The organism is Acinetobacter sp. LoGeW2-3 (assembly GCF_002688565.1).
GTDB lineage: Bacteria > Pseudomonadota > Gammaproteobacteria > Pseudomonadales > Moraxellaceae > Acinetobacter.
Genome location: NZ_CP024011.1, coordinates 2,265,148 through 2,282,673 on the forward strand (window position 1 = coordinate 2,265,148; position 17,526 = coordinate 2,282,673).

A 17,526-nucleotide genomic window follows, 5' to 3' on the forward strand; every position below is an offset into this window, starting at 1 on the left:
CAAGAATGAGTAAGAAGCTAAAAGTAGCCATTATCGGTTCAGGAAATATTGGTACAGACTTGATGATCAAAGTGATCCGTCATGGTCAAAACCTTGAAATGGGTGCTTTCGTTGGAATCGACCCTAAATCAGAAGGTTTGGCACGCGCTGAACGTTTAGGTGTTAAAGCAATTTCGACTGGTGTACAAGGTCTTATTGCTGATCCTTTATTTCAGGAGATCGACATTGTTTTTGATGCAACATCAGCAGCAGCACATATTGAAAATGACAAGCTGCTCCGTGAAGTAAAACCAAATATCAAAATGGTAGATTTAACACCTGCTGCGATAGGACCTTACTGTGTGCCTGTCGTAAATGGTGAAGATCACCTGCAAGTCAATAATGTCAATATGGTGACTTGTGGCGGTCAGGCAACCATTCCAATGGTGCATGCAGTATCCCGCATTGCCAAAGTTCATTATGCAGAGATCATTGCATCGATTGCGAGCAAGTCTGCTGGTCCAGGTACTCGTGCCAATATTGATGAATTTACAGAAACTACATCTCAAGCGATTCAAGCAGTTGGTGGGGCAGAGAAAGGTAAAGCAATCATCATTATGAATCCTGCTGAACCTCCTTTAATGATGCGTGACACTGTCTTTGTTTTATCTGAATTAGCGGATCAAGAAGCCATTCGTGCATCTGTACAAAATTTAGTCGCCCAAGTTCAAGCTTATGTTCCTGGCTATCGTTTAAAACAAGATGTTCAGTTCGACATTATTCCAGAAGATAAACCCGTTCGTATTGAAGGCTTGGGCTATCGTTCAGGTTTAAAAACGTCAGTATTCCTTGAAGTTGAAGGTGCTGCAAACTTCCTTCCTGCCTATGCAGGGAATTTGGACATCATGACATCAGCAGGATTGGCTACAGCTGAAAAGATCGCGCAAGCGATTATGGCATAAGGAGATCATCATGGATTTAAACAAGAAAATTTACATCTCAGATGTAACCTTACGTGATGGTAGCCATGCCGTACGTCATCAGTATTCACTAGAAAACGTACGTCAGATTGCGCGTGAAGTGGATCTGGCGAAAGTTGACTCTATTGAGGTCGCTCATGGTGACGGCTTACAAGGTTCGAGCTTTAACTATGGCTTTGGTGCTCACAGTGACATTGAATGGATTGAAGCAGTTCGTGACGTGATTTCACATTCCAAAATTGCGACCCTGCTACTACCGGGCATTGCTACGATTCATGACCTGAAAAATGCTCATGCAGCAGGGGCATCAATTGTACGTGTGGCAACCCACTGTACCGAAGCCGATGTATCTAAACAGCACATCGAATATGCCCGTAATTTGGGAATGGATACTGTCGGTTTTTTGATGATGAGTCATATGCAGACTCCACAAGGTTTGGCAGAACAGGCAAAACTGATGGAAAACTATGGTGCGACTTGTATCTACGTTGTGGATTCGGGTGGTGCTATGGGCATGCAGGATATTCGCGATCGTTTCCGTGCTCTGAAAGATGTATTGAAACCTGAAACCGAAACAGGTATTCACGCACATCACAACTTGTCACTTGGTGTTGCCAACTCAATCGTAGCGCTTGAAGAAGGTTGTGATCGTGTTGATGCAAGCCTGGCAGGTATGGGTGCAGGTGCTGGTAATGCACCTTTAGAAGCATTCATTGCTGCAGTAGACAAAATGGGTGTAAATCATGGCACTGACCTATACCGCTTAATGAATGCGGCAGATGACATTGTGCGTCCATTACAGGACCGTCCAGTACGTGTAGACCGTGAAACTCTGGCACTTGGCTATGCTGGTGTGTATTCAAGCTTCTTGCGTCATTCAGAAATTGCAGCAGAAAAATACGGTGTGTCGACTGTAGACATTCTTCTTGAGCTAGGTAAACGCCGTATGGTCGGTGGTCAGGAAGATATGATTGTTGATGTAGCGTTAGATCTGCTTTCTAAAAAATAACCTTTTCTCTTTTCTCCAAACTTCCTCGCATGAGGGAGTTTGGAGCTTTTTTACTTTTTATTTTCAGGGAACGATGTATGTTGTTTAAAAAGATTGTATTAGCTGCTTTTATAGTAGCGGCTTCAGAGGGTGTTTTGGCAGAGGATAATCTTGCTCAAGAAATCCAGGTACTCAAGGAAAAACTGGAGTTTTTAGAACAAAAATCCAAGCAGCAAGAGTTGGAGTTGTCACAAGTTCAGGCTACACAGCAAGCAACTAAGCCAGCTACAGTAGCTAAGAATATAGAATTTAAACCTTATGGTTTTATTCGTGCAGATGTGGCTCATCATTTTGAAGGTGCAGATGCAATCTTCAATAAGATCAGTACAGTGCCTTTAGATTCTAGTCCAAACAATGTCAATGGACGTACATTGTTTAATGTCAATGCGAGTCGTTTTGGCTTAGATATTAATACCAAAGTTAATGACCAAGATATTAACGGGAAAATTGAAGTCGATTTCCGTGGTGGTTCAACTCAGGATCAACTGCGTATTCGTCATGCTTATGTGAAAGTAAATAACTGGTTATTCGGTCAAACTACATCCCCATTCGTTTCTGCTGACGTACTTCCAGAAATGGTAGATTTTATGGCTAACGTGGGTGGTGGTATTCAGCGTAACCCAATGATCCAGTACCAACACAGTTTCGATAAAAACCTTAAATCCTGGATTGCACTGGAAGATGGTAGTAATAGTAAAAATACCGATGACCAAACCCGTTTACCCGCTTTAACAACCAAAACCCAAATTAAGTCTAATGATGGCAAAAGTATCCTGAACTTCAGAACTTTGGCAATGCAAAAGAAAACCAGTGAGGACGAGGCGTTTGCTTGGGGCTTGGGATTAGGTGGAATCTATCAGTTAAATGAATCCAATAAGCTGCATGCTGACTACTACCATGTGAAAGGCGACAGTAAATATATGCTGTTTGCCAATGATGCCTACGTCTTAGACCAAGACAAGGATATCGTGGAAAACGAGTATGATTCTCTAGCACTAGGCCTTACCCATAACTGGAATGCAAAATGGCGTTCTACACTTGGTGTTGGTGCAATGCTTGCTGAAGATGGTGAATATGCGCGTTTAAAACCAGAAGCGAATGAAAGCCTGTACCAAGGTTGGGCAAACTTGTTCTATGCACCAAATAAATCGTTAAGCTACGCTGTAGAATACGTCTATGGTGAGCGTAAAGATTTCCTAGGTCGTCAAGGTACAGATAGTCGTTTAGAAGGTATGGTGAAATATTCATTCTAAGTTATATGCGACTAAAGTTTAATGAGTTTTTTCTTAGCTCATCTTGCAATTTTTGAACATAAACCCTGCATGTATGCGGGGTTTATTTTTTCTACAAAGTATGGTGCACATAGTGCACCACTATTGCTGAATTGATTGAATGATAAGTCCTAGCTTTCTAGTATGAATTAACCCCAGTCAAACCAAATCACCAAAGTTTTCGTGCTTGGTTAACAAGGAAGCGTAGTATGAACATTAAGTTAATTGAGTCACCAGTGCTCGGCATTGTAGATGAAAAAGAAGCAGAATTTCGCGTAAATACGGCAGCATACCGTGGACAAGAAATCTTTGAATTAGAGATGAATAACATTTTCTATAAGACCTGGATTTATCTATGTCATGAAAGTGAAATTGCTAAAGCAAATGACTATAAGTCTACGCAAATTGGTACACGTCCAGTTGTAGTAACCCGTAGCCGTGATGGCAGTATTTCTGCATTTTTAAATGCCTGTCCGCATCGTGGTGCAACTGTATGTCGTACTGAAAAGGGTAATACCCGTGCTTTTGTTTGTCCTTACCACGGCTGGTCTTTCCGTCCAAACGGTGAATTGATTGGTATTCCAGATGAACAGCGTTACCACGACTGTTTCGATAAGTCTGATAAAAACCTGAAAATGGTGCCACGTATTGCATCTTATGGCGGTTTAGTATTTGGTTCTTTCAATGAAAATGTTGAGCCTTTGGAAGACTTCCTAGGTGGCATTAAAGAACATATTGATATCTGGTTACAACGTACTGCAGGTTCAACTTATAAAGCATGCACACCACATCGTTATGGCTATGATGGTAACTGGAAATTCCAGGCTGAAAATGTATATGACGGCTATCACCCAGGGTTTGTACACCGCTCAGCATTTAACACAGTAAAAAAATTCGCAGGTTCTTTTGAAAACCGTGCATTAGATGTAGCAGTTCGCCAAGAAGGATATACACGCGGTTATCCAGAAGGACACGGTACATTAGAAGCGGGTGCGCCTTTAGAATCAGGTAATGTTGATCCACAAGCACGTGCTGAATATAGCCAAAAACTGGTTGATTTATTCGGTGAGCAAGGTGCAGCGGATACTCTAACAAACCGCCAGTTCCTGATTTTCCCTAACCTAGTGATCTTTGACTTCAATATCCGTGTGATTCAGCCAATTTCTCACGACAAAACTGAAGTGTATTCATACCCATTGATGATTGACGGCGCTCATGAATCGATCAATGCGAACCGTATGCTCGATGCGCAAACACGTGTTGGTACAGCAGGGATTCTGTCTGCTGATGATACTGATGTCTTCAATGGTAACCAAAATGCATTGAATGCTATTGGTATGGATTGGATTACCTTAAGCCGTGGCTTAGGTAAAGAAGAAGTCAAAGAAACAGGTGAGCGTGTAGGTGTTTACAGTGATGAAGCTCCTCAACGTGCGTTCTGGCGTAAATGGACAACAATGTTATCTAAATAAGGGACTGAAACTGTGAAAAATGAAATTCAAGCACTAATCCATAAAGAAGCAGCTTTACTTGACCAGACTAAACTGGATGACTGGTTAGAGCTTTATGCTGAAGATGGCAGCTACTGGATTCCAATGGATGAAAACTGTGATCCATTAAAAGATTCATCCATTATTTATGATGACATCGAACGTTTGAAAATGCGTGTTGAACAGATTATGCGTCAACACCGTGTTGCTCAAGATCCAGCATCACAAACACTTCGTATGATCAGCAATATTGATATTCAGGTTGTAGAAGGTGAAGAACAAGCATCTGCAACATTCGCAATGTTGTTGATGGAAATGCGTTCAGGTGACTGGCGTCAACGTGGCTTGGGTAATATTAACCATTATCCAGCGCATTGCACGGCAACTTTTACCAAAGTAAACGGTGAATGGAAGATCAAAGACAAAGTGATCAAACTGTTAAATCGTCATCAGCCAATTTTTGGTTTGTCTTTCCTTATGTAATTTCTATTGCTGGGCATTTTGCCCAGCATCTTTTTATAGAGAATTTTTATGCTCGCGCTAAATAAAGTAGCTAGCGGAATGGGGAATATCACACTTCAACATGTGGATGTGCGACAACCAAATCCTGGCGAAATGCTGATTAAGATCAAGGCAAGTGGTCTCTGTGGCACTGATATGAGTGTCTATAAAGGTGCAGGCACTTATGCTCAGCGTATGAATTTTCCAACCACTTTAGGTCATGAAGCTGTTGGGGAAATTGTTGAATTAGGTGATCAAAACAGCGGCTTAAAAATTGGTGATTTGGTCAGTCTGGAAAGTCATATCCCATGTTGGGTATGTCCTGCATGTAAAGCGGGTGACACTCACATCTGCCCAAATACGCGTTATCCAGGGATCGATATTAACGGTACATTTGCTGAATATGCAACAGTTCCGACCTGTATTGCCTGGGTTAATCCACTTGATATTTCTATTGAACATGCAGCACTGCTTGAACCTTTAGGTATTGCGGTCAATGCCACGCTAGAAGGTAAAGGTGTCGCGGGTAAAACTGTAGTCGTTAATGGCTGTGGTCCGATCGGTTTAATGAATATTGCGGTCGCCAAACACTTTGGTGCATCTAAAGTCATAGCAGTAGACACCAATGACTATCGATTGCAAGTCGCTCAGGAAATGGGTGCGGACGAAGCAGTCAATCCTCTGAAATTTGATGCTGTAGCCACTGTAAAAGCTTTGACTCAGGGCTCGGGTGCTCAAGTGGTATTTGAATATACAGGCAGTGTGGAAGGAGCTAAAAATGCCTTTCAATTCCTTGCCATTGGTGCAGAGCTGAAATGGTGTGCGACACCAAATCAGGCTTTTGAATTCGATTTTGGCATCTGGCGTAAATCACGTCCGACCATTTACAACATTCATGGCCGAAAAATCTGGAGTACGTGGCAAGTCGCGTCCCAATTGGTCTATGACAAAAAAATTAATCTGGATCCTGTGATTAGTCACCGTCTTGAACTCAATGATGCAGCACGTGCATTTGAGCTGGTGTTGGCAGGTGAAGCGATTAAACCTGTAATTATTTGTGAGTAAGGAGGATATATGGAACACAATATCCTATTGAAAGTTGCAAGCATCAAGGATGTAGCACAAGACATTCGTGAGATTGAATTTGTTTCAGCTGATACAAATTTTGAATTACCAAAATTTGAAGCTGGTGCACATATTGAGATCAAACTAAAAGAAGATCTTTACCGTAGTTATTCATTAGCGAATGATTGCAGTGAAGCACATCGTTATGTGGTTGCAGTACATCGTTCTCCTGTAAGTAAAGGTGGTTCATCTTATATTCACCAATCGCTAAAAGAAGGCGATCTGATATTTTCAACTGCTCCACGTAATAATTTTCCCCTAGATGAAAGCACAGAGAATTATGTCCTGATTGCCGGTGGTATTGGTATTACTCCAATTTTGGCCATGGCTTATCGTTTAAATGCTTTAGGTAAAGCTTGGACTGTACATTACTGTGCACGTACACGTCAGCATGCAGCATATCAAGATCAACTTACTGAATTATCTGAAAAATCTGGAAATAAAGTACAGTACTACTTTGACCATGAAGCAGATGGTCAAAGCTTAAACTTGGCTGAATTGGCACGAAGTACGGCGGCTGAATCACATTTTTATTGTTGTGGTCCGAAAGGCATGTTGAATGCATTTGAGGCAGCAACTGAACATCGTAAAGATACTGCACATTTAGAGTACTTCTCTGCAAAAGAAGAAGCTGCTCTAGATGGTGGTTATGAAATCGAATTAGCGAAATCTAATTTGATTTTAAAAGTGCCTGCTGGAAAGTCTATTTTGGATGTGGTGTTTGAAGCGGGTGTGTCAGTTCCATCTTCATGTCGTGAAGGTATCTGCGGTAGCTGTGAAACCACAATTATTAGTGGTGAAGCAGACCATCGCGATGCACTTTTATCAGATGAAGAAAAAGTAAGCAATCAGACCATGATGATCTGTTGTTCAGGTGCAAAATCTAAGAAATTAGTACTTGACCTTTAAACACTTCAAATGGATTTGACTATGTCTTCAAGTGATCAAGAAAGTCCGTATAAAACCTGTCAAACCTTACAACGAGGTTTACAGCTAATCCAGTGCTTTAACAATATGACCAATACGGCGAGCCGTGTTTCAGAACTGAGTAAAGATACTGGGTTACACCGTACAACTGTCAAGCGATTACTAGAGACATTAAGAGAAAGTGGTTTCGTTAAATACGATTCAATTACAGGGTTATATAGCTTGACCTATCAGGTTAAAAGCTTGAGCTGTGGTTATCGGGATACGGTGGAAGTGGTTGAAATAGCATGGCCAATCATGAAGGAGGTTTCTAAACAGATTGTTTGGCCGTGTTCAATATTAACCTTTGATAAAGATGAAATGGTGGCGCGTAACAGTACACGTCCATATAGCCGTTTATCTTTTCACTCTGCGATTCCTGGTCGTCGCATGCCTGTGCTAAAAACAGCTGCAGGTCGTGCATTTTTATCATTTGTATCCCAACAGGAGCGGGAGCTAATTCTACAACTGTTGCAAGATAAAAATGATGAGTACTCAAGTTATGCTAAAGACCCTGAATATATCAAGAAAGTAATTAATGAAACTCGAACAAGAGGGTATGGGATTAATAGTGGGGATTGGGAAGATGAGCCGAAATTTGGTGCCATAGCTTTCCCGATTATTAAAAACCATGAAGTGATTGCCTGTTTGAATTGTGTCTATCTTCTGAGTGCTGTTAAGAAATTGAAAAATTTCCAGACGTTGGTAGATACAATGAAAGCAGGTAAAAACCAGATAGAACAGTTGATTAATTCAGAGTAACTGTTCTGTGCAAAGGATTTTGCCAAATGGAAAACAATCAAATGATAGATTCGAGGGCTTTGGATAAAAAAGTGGCATTAAGGTCGATGCCACTTATTATCCTATGTGCAATTTTTGCAAATTTAGACCGAATGAACGTCGGTTTCGCAAAACTGCAAATGACATCAGATTTAGGATTCAGTGAAACCATGTTTGGTTTCGGTGCTGGTCTGTTCTTTATTGCTTATGCAGCATTTGGTCTGCCGAGTAATATAGCTTTAGACAAATTTGGCGCAAAGCGTTGGATTTGTACCATTATGATTATTTGGGGTGCTTTGACTGCCATTATGTATATGGTCCAAACACCTGAACAGTTCTATGCAGTCCGTTTTCTTTTAGGTGCGGCAGAGGCTGGTTTCTTCCCAGGTATCGTTCTATATATTTCACGTTGGTTCCCTAAGCGTCGCCGTGCAACCATGACAGCCTGGTATACGATTGCTATTCCAATTGCAGGTATTATTGGTGGACCGATTTCAGGCCTCATTATTGATAGTATGGACATGACCAATGGCTTACGTGGTTGGCAATGGATGTTCATCCTGGAAGGTGTACCTGTAATCTTCCTTGCTTTAATTGTATTAAAGTATCTTCCAAACACAGTTCAAGATTCTCACTGGTTAACACCTGCTGAGAAACAATACATCTTGAGTGAACTGCAATCAGAAGAAAAAGCCAAAGTTGAATCGATCACTTCATTCTCAGCAATTTTCTTCAACAAGTATATTTGGATTCTAGTGCTGATTTACTTCTCACTACGTCTAAGCTTAAATACATTGCAACTATGGACACCGACGTTTATTCACGGTGCGGGTATCTCAAGCAACTTCTCTGTAGGCTTGTTAAGTGCTTTACCGTATATCGTAGGCGTAGCATTCATGTTCTACATCGGTAAATCCTCAGATACAAAAGGTGAGCGTCGTTGGCACTTATTCATTCCAATGATGTTGACTGCTATTGGATTGTGTCTTGCAGGTGCGATGTCAACAAATGTTGTATTTGTTGTGATTGGCTTAATGTTAGCTGGTATGGGTTCCACAGCTGCATTACCACTATATTGGCAGTTCCCTCAATCCTTCTTGTCAACAGCAACGTTGGCTGCAGGTTTAGGTATTATCAGCTCGTTTGGTAGTGTTGCATCATTCGGTGCACCATATATGATTGGTTGGATGCGTGACCATATTGCCGATCCTGGTATGGCACTGTATGTAATTTCATTTGTCATTGTATTAGGTTCATTAACTATCTTTACGATTCCTGCTAAATCAGTAAATCAAAGAGATGCGAAAAAAACAGCTGATGAAGCAGTATCTGGTGCTGAATCTAAAGCTTAAGAATCAAATGCTGTATGCATAATACAAATGCCCAATGTGAATTCATTGGGCATTTTTAATTGAGACGGTCATGACAAATTTAAGAAAACAACCACTTTCTAATTACCTGGTTCTGATGATGGCGATTGCCTGTGGACTCTGTACGGGAAGCAATTATTACAATCAACCTTTGTTAAGTTCCATCGCTCATGATTTTGATGTGACTATGACAGTGGCAGCATATTCTAGTGTTATTGCACAGACTATGTTTACTATAGGTTTAGTATTACTTGTACCATTAGGTGACTATTTCGAAACTAAAAAAACAATTACTGGGTTTATGGCTATAGCAGCCCTTGGCCAATTAATTTGTTACCTATCATGGGATATACAGGTATTTTTCATTGGTACAGCTATCAGTAGTTTATTTGTGGTCGCAGCACAGATTCTGATCCCGTTTTCTACGATTCTTGCCTTACCTCAGCAATCCGCCAAAGTGGTAGGTACGCTTATGAGCGGTTTAATGATGGGGATTTTGCTGGCAAGAACTGCAGCGGGTTTTATTTCATCAATTGGGGAGTGGCATTATGTGTATTTGATCAGTGGTGTCTTGTTGCTTATCTTTGCCATGATTTTACAATTGAAATTACCATCACATTTTCCAAAAAAGATTCAATACTTTTCTATCTTTCATTCGATGTATGTGCTGATTAAAACTAAACCTTTACTACGTCAGCGTTCAATTCTAGGTTTTTTATGTTTTGGCACAGTGAGTACAGTATTCACTACGATGGCATTATTATTATCAGAGCAACCATATGAGTACAGTGATTTTCAGATTGGTTTAGTAGGGCTGGTGGGAATTGCAGGAATCATCATTGGACCCTCTATTGGGAAGTTTTTCCAGAAGGGCAAAGAACAACAGCTCACTCATTATTCATTAATTTTATTAATTTTGAGTTGGTGTGTTTTATATTTTGCCCAGGTTAATCTGCTTATTTATGTGATCGGGCTGATCATGATATATATAGCCTTAACTGTATTGCACATTACTAATCAGAACGTGGTATATGGAATTGATCCAAATTCAAAATCACGTCTGAATGCCATTTATATGGGTTTGTACTTCAGCGGGGCTGCTATTGGCTCAGTAATTGCAATCTATCTATGGAATCATTTTGGCTGGGTAGGGTGCTGTTCGTATGGAATGATCTGTGCTATCGCATGCTATGTAATTAATAAAATAGCTGAAAACAAATAATATGTATATTTCTTAAAGGCGACTTATGAAAGTGAAGCTTAAATCTAGGTCTAAGTCTAGGTTTAAGCAGAATTATTAAATCTATTTTTAAAAATCTAATTTATTCTTATTTAAAATATTTATTTCGAAATAATTTCCAGTTCTTTCTGTGTCTTTATCATATTGAAATTTTGCTTTTCCCATTAGCCAGAAATAATTCATCAAATCATCAATTTTTTTTAAATTTTTTGAAATCATCAATTTTAATTAGATAATTTTATTTAAATATGTTTTAAAAACAAATACTTATTTGTTGGCACACTCCTTGCGAAGTACCTAAAAGCTTAGATAGGAAATTTAAGCAAAAGGATAATTCGAGAACATTGGAGAAGTTTCATGGACAATTTAAATATTTTAATGAAAGGTGTTGATACATTAGTAACGGTAGTTGGCGCAGGATTCACTGGACTATATTCATTATATAAACTGCGTGATCAGATGAAAGTGCCTGTTAGAGTTTTTGAAAGTGCTCCGGATGTTGGTGGAACATGGTACTGGAATAATTATCCTGGCGCACGCTGTGATATCGAGAGTGTGCATTACTCTTATTCATTTGATCAACAGTTACAGCAGGAATGGACCTGGAGTGAGAAATTTGCGGCCCAGCCAGAAATTCTAAAATATCTCAACCATGTTGCAGACCGTTTTGATCTTAGAAAAGATATTACTTTTAACACTAAAGTAAATTCTGTAGTGTGGAACGAGCAGGAAAAATACTGGCTGGTTACTACCAATCAAGGCGAAGCCATTAAATCCCGCTTTTTTATTTCCGGTGTAGGTACATTATCAGTACCTAAAAAACCAGAGTTCCCAGGTGTAGAAAACTTCAAAGGTCCTACCTTGATTACAGGCAACTGGCCTAAAGAACCAATCAGCTTAAAAGGTAAGCGTGTAGGTGTAATTGGAACTGGATCTACAGGTATCCAGCTGATTACAGAAATTGCCAAAGAAGTAGGTGAGTTATATGTTTTCCAGCGTACACCTAACTATTCAACCCCTTTGGGCAACGGACTGAATCAGCCAGCAGAAGACCAGGCCAATAAGAAACAGTATTCCCTGATTCGTTCTAACTCGCGTAATCATTTTCTAGGCGTCCCTTATAACGAAGTTCAGCCGTCTGCCTTGGCTGTACCGGAAGAAGAGCGTCTAAAAGTCTATGAAGATCGCTATCGCCGTGGAGGATTCCGACTCTTTATCGACAGTTATCAGGATATTCTGTTTGACCCAAAAGCCAATGAGACTGTGTCAGAATTTATCCGCCAGAAAATTCACCAGCGTGTGAAAAAAGCAGAAGTGGCTGATCTACTTGCTCCGAAAGACTATTGTTACGGTACAAAACGTCCACCGATGGAAAGCGGCTATTATGAGGTTTATAACCAAGACAATGCCCATTTAGTTGATGTGAAAAAAACACCAATTACCCGAATTGAAGAAAATGGTGTGGTAGTAGGCGATAAGCTTTATGAAGTGGATGTCCTGATTTTAGCGACCGGCTTTGATGCCATGACTGGGCCACTGTTCGCCTTAGGTCTGCAAGGCAAAAATCAAGAAAAGCTAACAGATAAATGGAAAGACGGGCCGCGTACCTATCTAGGCCATACGGTTAACGGCTTCCCGAATCTGTTCTTGGTGACGGGTCCACAAAGTCCTTCCGTGCTGTATAACATGCCGCTTGCGATAGAAGACCATGTCGATCTGGCTACAGGCATTATTAAGCACATGCTGGACCAACAGCTGCTGGAGGTAGATGCTGAGGCTCAAGCGGAAGAAGAGTGGGTCAACCATGCCAATGAGCTGGCGCAAGCGAGTCTGCTACCAAATACTGATTCCTGGTATATGGGGGCTAACATACCGGGCAAACCGCGCCGTTGTTTAGTCTATTTAGGCGGTGCTCCAAAGTATCGTGAGATCTGCGATGAGGTGGTTTCAGCAAATTATAAAGGATTTAAATTTGTTACCGCCGATACTCAGCGCACTTCACTTCAACAAGTATCTTAATTTGCAGGGAGCAAAAAGTTATGCCAATTACCGCAGAAATTGAAACATTATTAGGCCAGATTCAGGCTGCAGGCATTAAACCTTTTCATCAAAGTCAGGTAGACGAAGTAAGAGGGGTAGTCGCTTCTTTTCAAACCATGCAAAAACCGGTGGAGAGAAAAAGCCAAACTATGGATATCGAATACCGGCCCGGGACGTATCTACGCATTTATCAGCCAAACATATCTTCAGAGAATTTACCGGTACTAGTTTATTACCACGGCGGTGGTTTCGTCGCAGGTAATTTGGAAGTTGCGGATGAAACCTGTCATGTGCTTGCAGAAATGAACCAGCATATTGTGGTGTCTGTTGACTATCGTCTGGCACCAGAACATCCATTTCCCGCTGCGCACTTGGATGCACGGGAAGGATTAGTTTGGACGTTGGAAAACATTCAATATTATGGAGGCGATCCTAAGCAAATTTCACTCATTGGTGACAGTGCTGGCGGAAATCTGGCAGCAACAACTGCTTTGTGGGCAAAATCTGAAGGCATTGCAATTAAAAAGCAAATTTTAATTTATCCAGTAATTCAGCCGGATATGGAATCTGCCTCACGGACCGAGGAAAATGGTTATCTAATTTCACAGCAGGATATGGATTGGTTCTGGAAGAACTACCAGGTACAGGACGGTCATACCGTCCAATATTCTCCACTGCAATTCAAAAATTTGAATGAGGCTCCGGAAACACTAATTATTACCACTGAATATGAAGTCTCACGGGATGATGCTGAATATTATGGCCTGTGCTTAATCGAAAAAGGAGTGAGCACTACGATTAAACGTATTCAGGGTGGAGTGCATGGCATTTTCTGGCTGTCTGCTGTGGTCCCGGAACATCAGCTGATTCGGGCAGAAATTGCGAAATTTTTAAGATAGTTTTCCCTAAGATAGAAAAACCAGCATTCATTGAATGCTGGTTTTTTATTATTTGAATGTCACTAAATGCAAAGTAAAAGTCTTGACGCCGTCGTTATCTGAAACAGATTTAGTAGAGATGTTGAAACGTTTAAATTTGTAATTTTAGACCTAGGTCGTCTGTATTTCCATATAACCGACCGATACACTAGGTTTTGGAAAATAGTATTAAATTAAAATAAAAACAAAAAGATATTAATACATTTTAGGTGTTTTAAGGTTCGATTGAGGTATGGAGAAATACTCAATGAAAAATTATATGGATATTTCAGTAAATGATTTTATTAGTAAAATTTCTTTCGACAGTGAAGATGGAAAAATCTGGTTCGATGGCGACCGTTCGTTGTTATTCAATGCCAACAGTTTGTATACCCTGAAACAATTTTTAATAGATGAATATGGCTTAGATGTCGCTAAAAAAATCATTTACCGCTGGGGGTATGAAATTGGTATTGAAGATGCTGTACGTGCTTTAAAGCTCCGCGCCGATGACCTTCTGTCTGCCTTTGTCGCTGGACCACAGCTAGCGAAAATACGCGGCATGGTGAACGTAGACATTGAAACTTTAGATTTCAATCCACACCAGAACAAGTTCAAAGGTATTTTTAAATGGAATGATTCTTATGAGGCTTATGCGCAAATCAAAAATCGCTCTTATGCGCCATACTGTTGTTGCTGGTGGCTGACCGGATATTCCAGTGGCTATACATCAAAGTTTTTGAATACGCCATATCACTATATTGAAACCCATTGTGTTGCCAAAGGCGATGAATGCTGCCGGATTGAAAGTCATGAAGGGCAAGACAGCCATTATGGGTTGAAATCTGAATATTTTATAGAAACTATAAAGCCATTATTTTTAAACAGCTATTTTGATGCTATTGGCAAGTCCAAGACCTTTGCTCGGGTATGTCAATTACTGCTGAAAGCCGCTGAATCTGATATTACAGTACTGCTGCAAGGAAGTACCGGCGTCGGTAAAGAAGCTTTTGCACGGGGTATTCATCAGAACAGTGCACGTAAGGACAAAGAATTTATTGCAATCAATTGTGCCTGCCTGCCAGAACAATTAATCGAAGCTGAGTTATTTGGAAGCAACAAAGGCGCATTTACCGGCGCAACAGAAAACCGCATGGGGAAATTTGAACGGGCAGATGGCGGTACTATCTTTTTAGACGAAATTATTGAACTTTCACCGAAGGCGCAGGCTTCTTTACTACGTGTACTGCAAACTGGCGAGTTTGAGCGAGTAGGGGATACGAAAACCAGAAAAACCAATGTTCGGGTAGTGGTGGCCTGTAATGAAAGCCTAAAAAAAGCAGTGGAAGAAGGCCGTTTCCGTAGTGACCTATATTACCGCTTAGCTACCTATCCGGTTTTGATTCCTTCTTTGAAAGAACGTCGTGAAGATATCAATCTGCTGGTTGAATACTATATCCACTTCTTTGAAAAGCAGTATGACAAGACATTTAATGGCTTCAGTGACCGGGTGTATGCCTTTTTTAACAGCTATGACTGGCCGGGAAATATACGTGAATTAAGAAATATCTTGGAACGTTCGGTGCTTTTATCTAATGATACGGCACTTGATTTAGAAGATTTAATGCTGGAGGAACAGATCATTCAGGATTTCCTAAGCCAGAATAAACAAAAATTTAATGAGATTCAGGGTATTGTGACTAAAAGCGATTTAAATCAACTGATTGAACACTTGATGCAAAGTTCTGAACAGGTTGATATGGAATATGTTGAAGCGACCATTTTACAGACGGCATTAAATAAATACCGAGGTAATGTTTCCAAAGCTGCCCGCTATTTGAATATGACACGCAGTGCACTGGAATACCGTTTGAAAAAGCATGAAGTGATTTAATCCTCTTCTTGAAAAAAAGTATGAGGATACTTTTTAAAGTAAGAGCCGTAATTTAATTAGGCTCTATATTTCTTCAGACGGTAGTCCAAGGTCGCACGGCTGATTCCCAATATACGTGCCGCTTCAGACACATTATGCTGGCTTTGATGTAGCGCATGTAGAATGATCTGCTGTTCATATTTTTCTAATGAAAAATCCGCTTTGAATAGTTCAGATATTTTCTGCTGTTCTTGCATAGAAGAGGTGTGTTCTAGAGTATGCATAGAATCAGAAGAGTTAAATTCTGGAAATAAATGGCGCAGCTTAATTTCCTGTTGGTCATCAGCAAGTAGGGAGGCTCGTTCTAGGACATTCTCCAGTTCGCGAATGTTGCCGGGCCAGGAATAATTCATAAAATAATGCGTAGCTTTGTTGCTGAGTCCATTGAATTTCTTGTCATACATATTTTCAAAGCGTTTTAAAAAATGTTTGACCAACAATGGAATATCTTCCTTACGTTCACGTAAAGGTGGAATTTTGACTGGAAAAATATTTAAGCGGAAATATAAATCTGAGCGGAAACGTCCTTCTTTAACTGCTTGCTCAAGATTTTCATTGGTAGCTGCCACTACTCGAACATCTACTTTCCGAGTCTGATAATCACCTACACGTTCAAATTCGCCTTCCTGCAACATACGAAGAAGGGCAGCTTGTGCGCGTGGAGATAATTCGGCCAATTCATCCAGGAAAATGGTACCCTGATGCGCTCGTTCAAATTTGCCGATACGCTGACTAACAGCACCTGTGAATGCTCCTTTTTCTACGCCAAATAACTCGGCTTCAATTAAGTCATGTGGGATGCAGGCACAATTGACCGCAATAAATGGTTTGTCTCTTCGTGGGCTTGCATAATGAATGCCGCGGGCAAAAGCTTCCTTGCCAACACCGGTTTCTCCAGAAAGTAAAACTGCGACTTTGCTGCCGGCAGCTTTTTTCAGCAGATCACAGACATAGCGGTAAGCAGCCGATTCGCCTACTGCATTAAACATGCTGTAGTCAGCTTCAGCTCGAGTATAAATGTCTTGTTTTAGCTGGTTCAGCTCGGCTCTTAGCGCAATAATTTCATCTGAAATAGGGTCAGGAGACATGAACTGAATTAGTTCATCGGCATTCTCCCATTCACTCAGCGGTTTGCCGATAATACGGCAATGGTCGTGCCCTTGTGCAATGCACTGGGTTTCTTGGTAAATAATAGTTTGGCCCATCACATAGCTGCTGTAGCCGCATGCATAACCTAGCTGCAGCCAGCAAGCGGGTTCATCCGATTTGCCAAATTCATTAAGATGCACCTCACCTTCGAAGGAGTGCAGCCAATTAAAATCGGCATAAAACTCATGGTGCTTATGACTTAATTCTAAAGCATTGACTTCTACCTGAACCATACCGCGGATCCCATGCATTTGCGGTCCGGCCATAAAAGCTTCAGTTTCATTTAAGTCTGGTCTAAGTTGGGCGGTGGCTTCTGCGTCTCGCATACCAGCTTGATAGCCACATCGAATAAAGAAGCGTTTAGCGGGTTCATAGCCCAGCATGTCGTGCAGATCTTTGCGTAAAAAGCCAAAAATGTCGGTATGCAACAATAGCATACGATTTTCCTCGAACCAGATCTGGCCATGATCTGCATCAAATTTGATACAGTTGATGAGGTCCTGAATTTCATGCTTCGGCTTTAAATAATTCTGCATTGTGCTATGTCCTTTGCCTTCTTATTGTTCTCAAAATCCCTTGAGTAACCCTTTTAATCTACAGGGTTATGGCATAAGAATGTACTGCAAAAAACGCCAATCACCATACTGAAAAAATAGGCATTTGGGAATTCAAAGGCTTATCTCAAACTCTTATTGCATCCGATCTTTTCTACAATTCACCATTTGATGAATCTATCA

At 40.7% G+C, this 17,526-nt stretch carries 14 protein-coding genes; 13 read left to right on the forward strand and 1 reads right to left on the reverse strand.

From position 1 onward, the window contains the following. Nucleotides 1-5: 5 nt before the first annotated feature. From BS636_RS11020 to BS636_RS11080, 13 genes are all read left to right on the forward strand, one after another. On the forward strand, nucleotides 6-941 hold the full coding sequence (locus tag BS636_RS11020; RefSeq protein ID WP_099338804.1) for an acetaldehyde dehydrogenase (acetylating): 936 nt from the start codon (nucleotides 6-8) through the stop codon (nucleotides 939-941). A gap of 10 nt (nucleotides 942-951) precedes the next feature. Continuing rightward, entirely contained in the window at nucleotides 952-1,968 is a 1,017-nt protein-coding gene (gene dmpG, locus BS636_RS11025) for a 4-hydroxy-2-oxovalerate aldolase (protein WP_099338805.1), read from the forward strand. A gap of 77 nt (nucleotides 1,969-2,045) precedes the next feature. Continuing rightward, nucleotides 2,046-3,260: a DcaP family trimeric outer membrane transporter gene (locus BS636_RS11030; RefSeq protein WP_099338806.1), complete on the forward strand. Its 1,215-nt coding sequence runs from the start codon at nucleotides 2,046-2,048 to the stop codon at nucleotides 3,258-3,260. Nucleotides 3,261-3,487: 227 nt separating this feature from the next. Beyond that, nucleotides 3,488-4,750: an aromatic ring-hydroxylating oxygenase subunit alpha gene (locus tag BS636_RS11035; protein ID WP_099338807.1), complete on the forward strand. Its 1,263-nt coding sequence runs from the start codon at nucleotides 3,488-3,490 to the stop codon at nucleotides 4,748-4,750. A 12-nt stretch (nucleotides 4,751-4,762) separates the two neighbouring features. Then, a complete protein-coding gene (locus BS636_RS11040) occupies nucleotides 4,763-5,251 on the forward strand; it encodes an aromatic-ring-hydroxylating dioxygenase subunit beta (RefSeq protein WP_099338808.1) in 489 nt (162 codons plus the stop codon). 48 nt (nucleotides 5,252-5,299) lie between these two features. Beyond that, complete coding sequence (locus BS636_RS11045) at nucleotides 5,300-6,334, forward strand: alcohol dehydrogenase catalytic domain-containing protein (protein WP_099338809.1); 1,035 nt, start codon at nucleotides 5,300-5,302, stop codon at nucleotides 6,332-6,334. Between the two features lie 9 nt (nucleotides 6,335-6,343). Continuing rightward, the gene (locus tag BS636_RS11050; RefSeq protein ID WP_099338810.1) at nucleotides 6,344-7,303 is read left to right on the forward strand and encodes a PDR/VanB family oxidoreductase; all 960 of its coding nucleotides are present in this window, start codon (nucleotides 6,344-6,346) and stop codon (nucleotides 7,301-7,303) included. A 21-nt stretch (nucleotides 7,304-7,324) separates the two neighbouring features. Further along, nucleotides 7,325-8,122: a helix-turn-helix domain-containing protein gene (locus BS636_RS11055; protein WP_171266014.1), complete on the forward strand. Its 798-nt coding sequence runs from the start codon at nucleotides 7,325-7,327 to the stop codon at nucleotides 8,120-8,122. 86 nt (nucleotides 8,123-8,208) lie between these two features. Then, nucleotides 8,209-9,492, forward strand: coding sequence for an MFS transporter (locus tag BS636_RS11060; RefSeq protein WP_228206899.1), 1,284 nt, complete (start codon nucleotides 8,209-8,211; stop codon nucleotides 9,490-9,492). A gap of 70 nt (nucleotides 9,493-9,562) precedes the next feature. Further along, on the forward strand, nucleotides 9,563-10,732 hold the full coding sequence (locus BS636_RS11065) for an MFS transporter (RefSeq protein ID WP_099338813.1): 1,170 nt from the start codon (nucleotides 9,563-9,565) through the stop codon (nucleotides 10,730-10,732). 375 nt (nucleotides 10,733-11,107) lie between these two features. Further along, nucleotides 11,108-12,769, forward strand: a complete 1,662-nt coding sequence (locus BS636_RS11070) for a flavin-containing monooxygenase (RefSeq protein ID WP_213064222.1) — start codon at nucleotides 11,108-11,110, stop codon at nucleotides 12,767-12,769. 20 nt (nucleotides 12,770-12,789) lie between these two features. Continuing rightward, nucleotides 12,790-13,689, forward strand: a complete 900-nt coding sequence (locus BS636_RS11075) for an alpha/beta hydrolase (RefSeq protein ID WP_099338814.1) — start codon at nucleotides 12,790-12,792, stop codon at nucleotides 13,687-13,689. 286 nt (nucleotides 13,690-13,975) lie between these two features. Further along, nucleotides 13,976-15,601 (forward strand): sigma-54-dependent Fis family transcriptional regulator, encoded by a 1,626-nt coding sequence (locus BS636_RS11080; RefSeq protein WP_228206900.1) that lies wholly within the window; start codon nucleotides 13,976-13,978, stop codon nucleotides 15,599-15,601. Between the two features lie 56 nt (nucleotides 15,602-15,657). Here BS636_RS11080 and mobR read toward each other — a convergent pair whose 3' ends face one another. Next, nucleotides 15,658-17,325 carry a phenol degradation transcriptional regulator MobR gene (gene mobR, locus BS636_RS11085; RefSeq protein WP_099338816.1) on the reverse strand — a complete coding sequence of 556 codons (1,668 nt, stop codon included), beginning with the start codon at nucleotides 17,323-17,325 and terminating at the stop codon, nucleotides 15,658-15,660. Between the last annotated feature and the right edge of the window lie 201 nt (nucleotides 17,326-17,526).

What these genes read in the sequence shown, in the direction of transcription:
- BS636_RS11020 (WP_099338804.1), top strand. Translation starts at nt 6, where the DNA reads ATGAGTAAGAAGCTAAAAGTAGCCATTATCGGTTCAGGAAATATTGGT.
- dmpG (WP_099338805.1), top strand. Translation starts at nt 952, where the DNA reads ATGGATTTAAACAAGAAAATTTACATCTCAGATGTAACCTTACGTGAT.
- BS636_RS11030 (WP_099338806.1), top strand. Translation starts at nt 2,046, where the DNA reads ATGTTGTTTAAAAAGATTGTATTAGCTGCTTTTATAGTAGCGGCTTCA.
- BS636_RS11035 (WP_099338807.1), top strand. Translation starts at nt 3,488, where the DNA reads ATGAACATTAAGTTAATTGAGTCACCAGTGCTCGGCATTGTAGATGAA.
- BS636_RS11045 (WP_099338809.1), top strand. Translation starts at nt 5,300, where the DNA reads ATGCTCGCGCTAAATAAAGTAGCTAGCGGAATGGGGAATATCACACTT.
- BS636_RS11050 (WP_099338810.1), top strand. Translation starts at nt 6,344, where the DNA reads ATGGAACACAATATCCTATTGAAAGTTGCAAGCATCAAGGATGTAGCA.
- BS636_RS11055 (WP_171266014.1), top strand. Translation starts at nt 7,325, where the DNA reads ATGTCTTCAAGTGATCAAGAAAGTCCGTATAAAACCTGTCAAACCTTA.
- BS636_RS11060 (WP_228206899.1), top strand. Translation starts at nt 8,209, where the DNA reads ATGCCACTTATTATCCTATGTGCAATTTTTGCAAATTTAGACCGAATG.
- BS636_RS11065 (WP_099338813.1), top strand. Translation starts at nt 9,563, where the DNA reads ATGACAAATTTAAGAAAACAACCACTTTCTAATTACCTGGTTCTGATG.
- BS636_RS11070 (WP_213064222.1), top strand. Translation starts at nt 11,108, where the DNA reads ATGGACAATTTAAATATTTTAATGAAAGGTGTTGATACATTAGTAACG.
- BS636_RS11075 (WP_099338814.1), top strand. Translation starts at nt 12,790, where the DNA reads ATGCCAATTACCGCAGAAATTGAAACATTATTAGGCCAGATTCAGGCT.
- BS636_RS11080 (WP_228206900.1), top strand. Translation starts at nt 13,976, where the DNA reads ATGAAAAATTATATGGATATTTCAGTAAATGATTTTATTAGTAAAATT.
- mobR (WP_099338816.1), bottom strand. Translation starts at nt 17,325, where the DNA reads ATGCAGAATTATTTAAAGCCGAAGCATGAAATTCAGGACCTCATCAAC.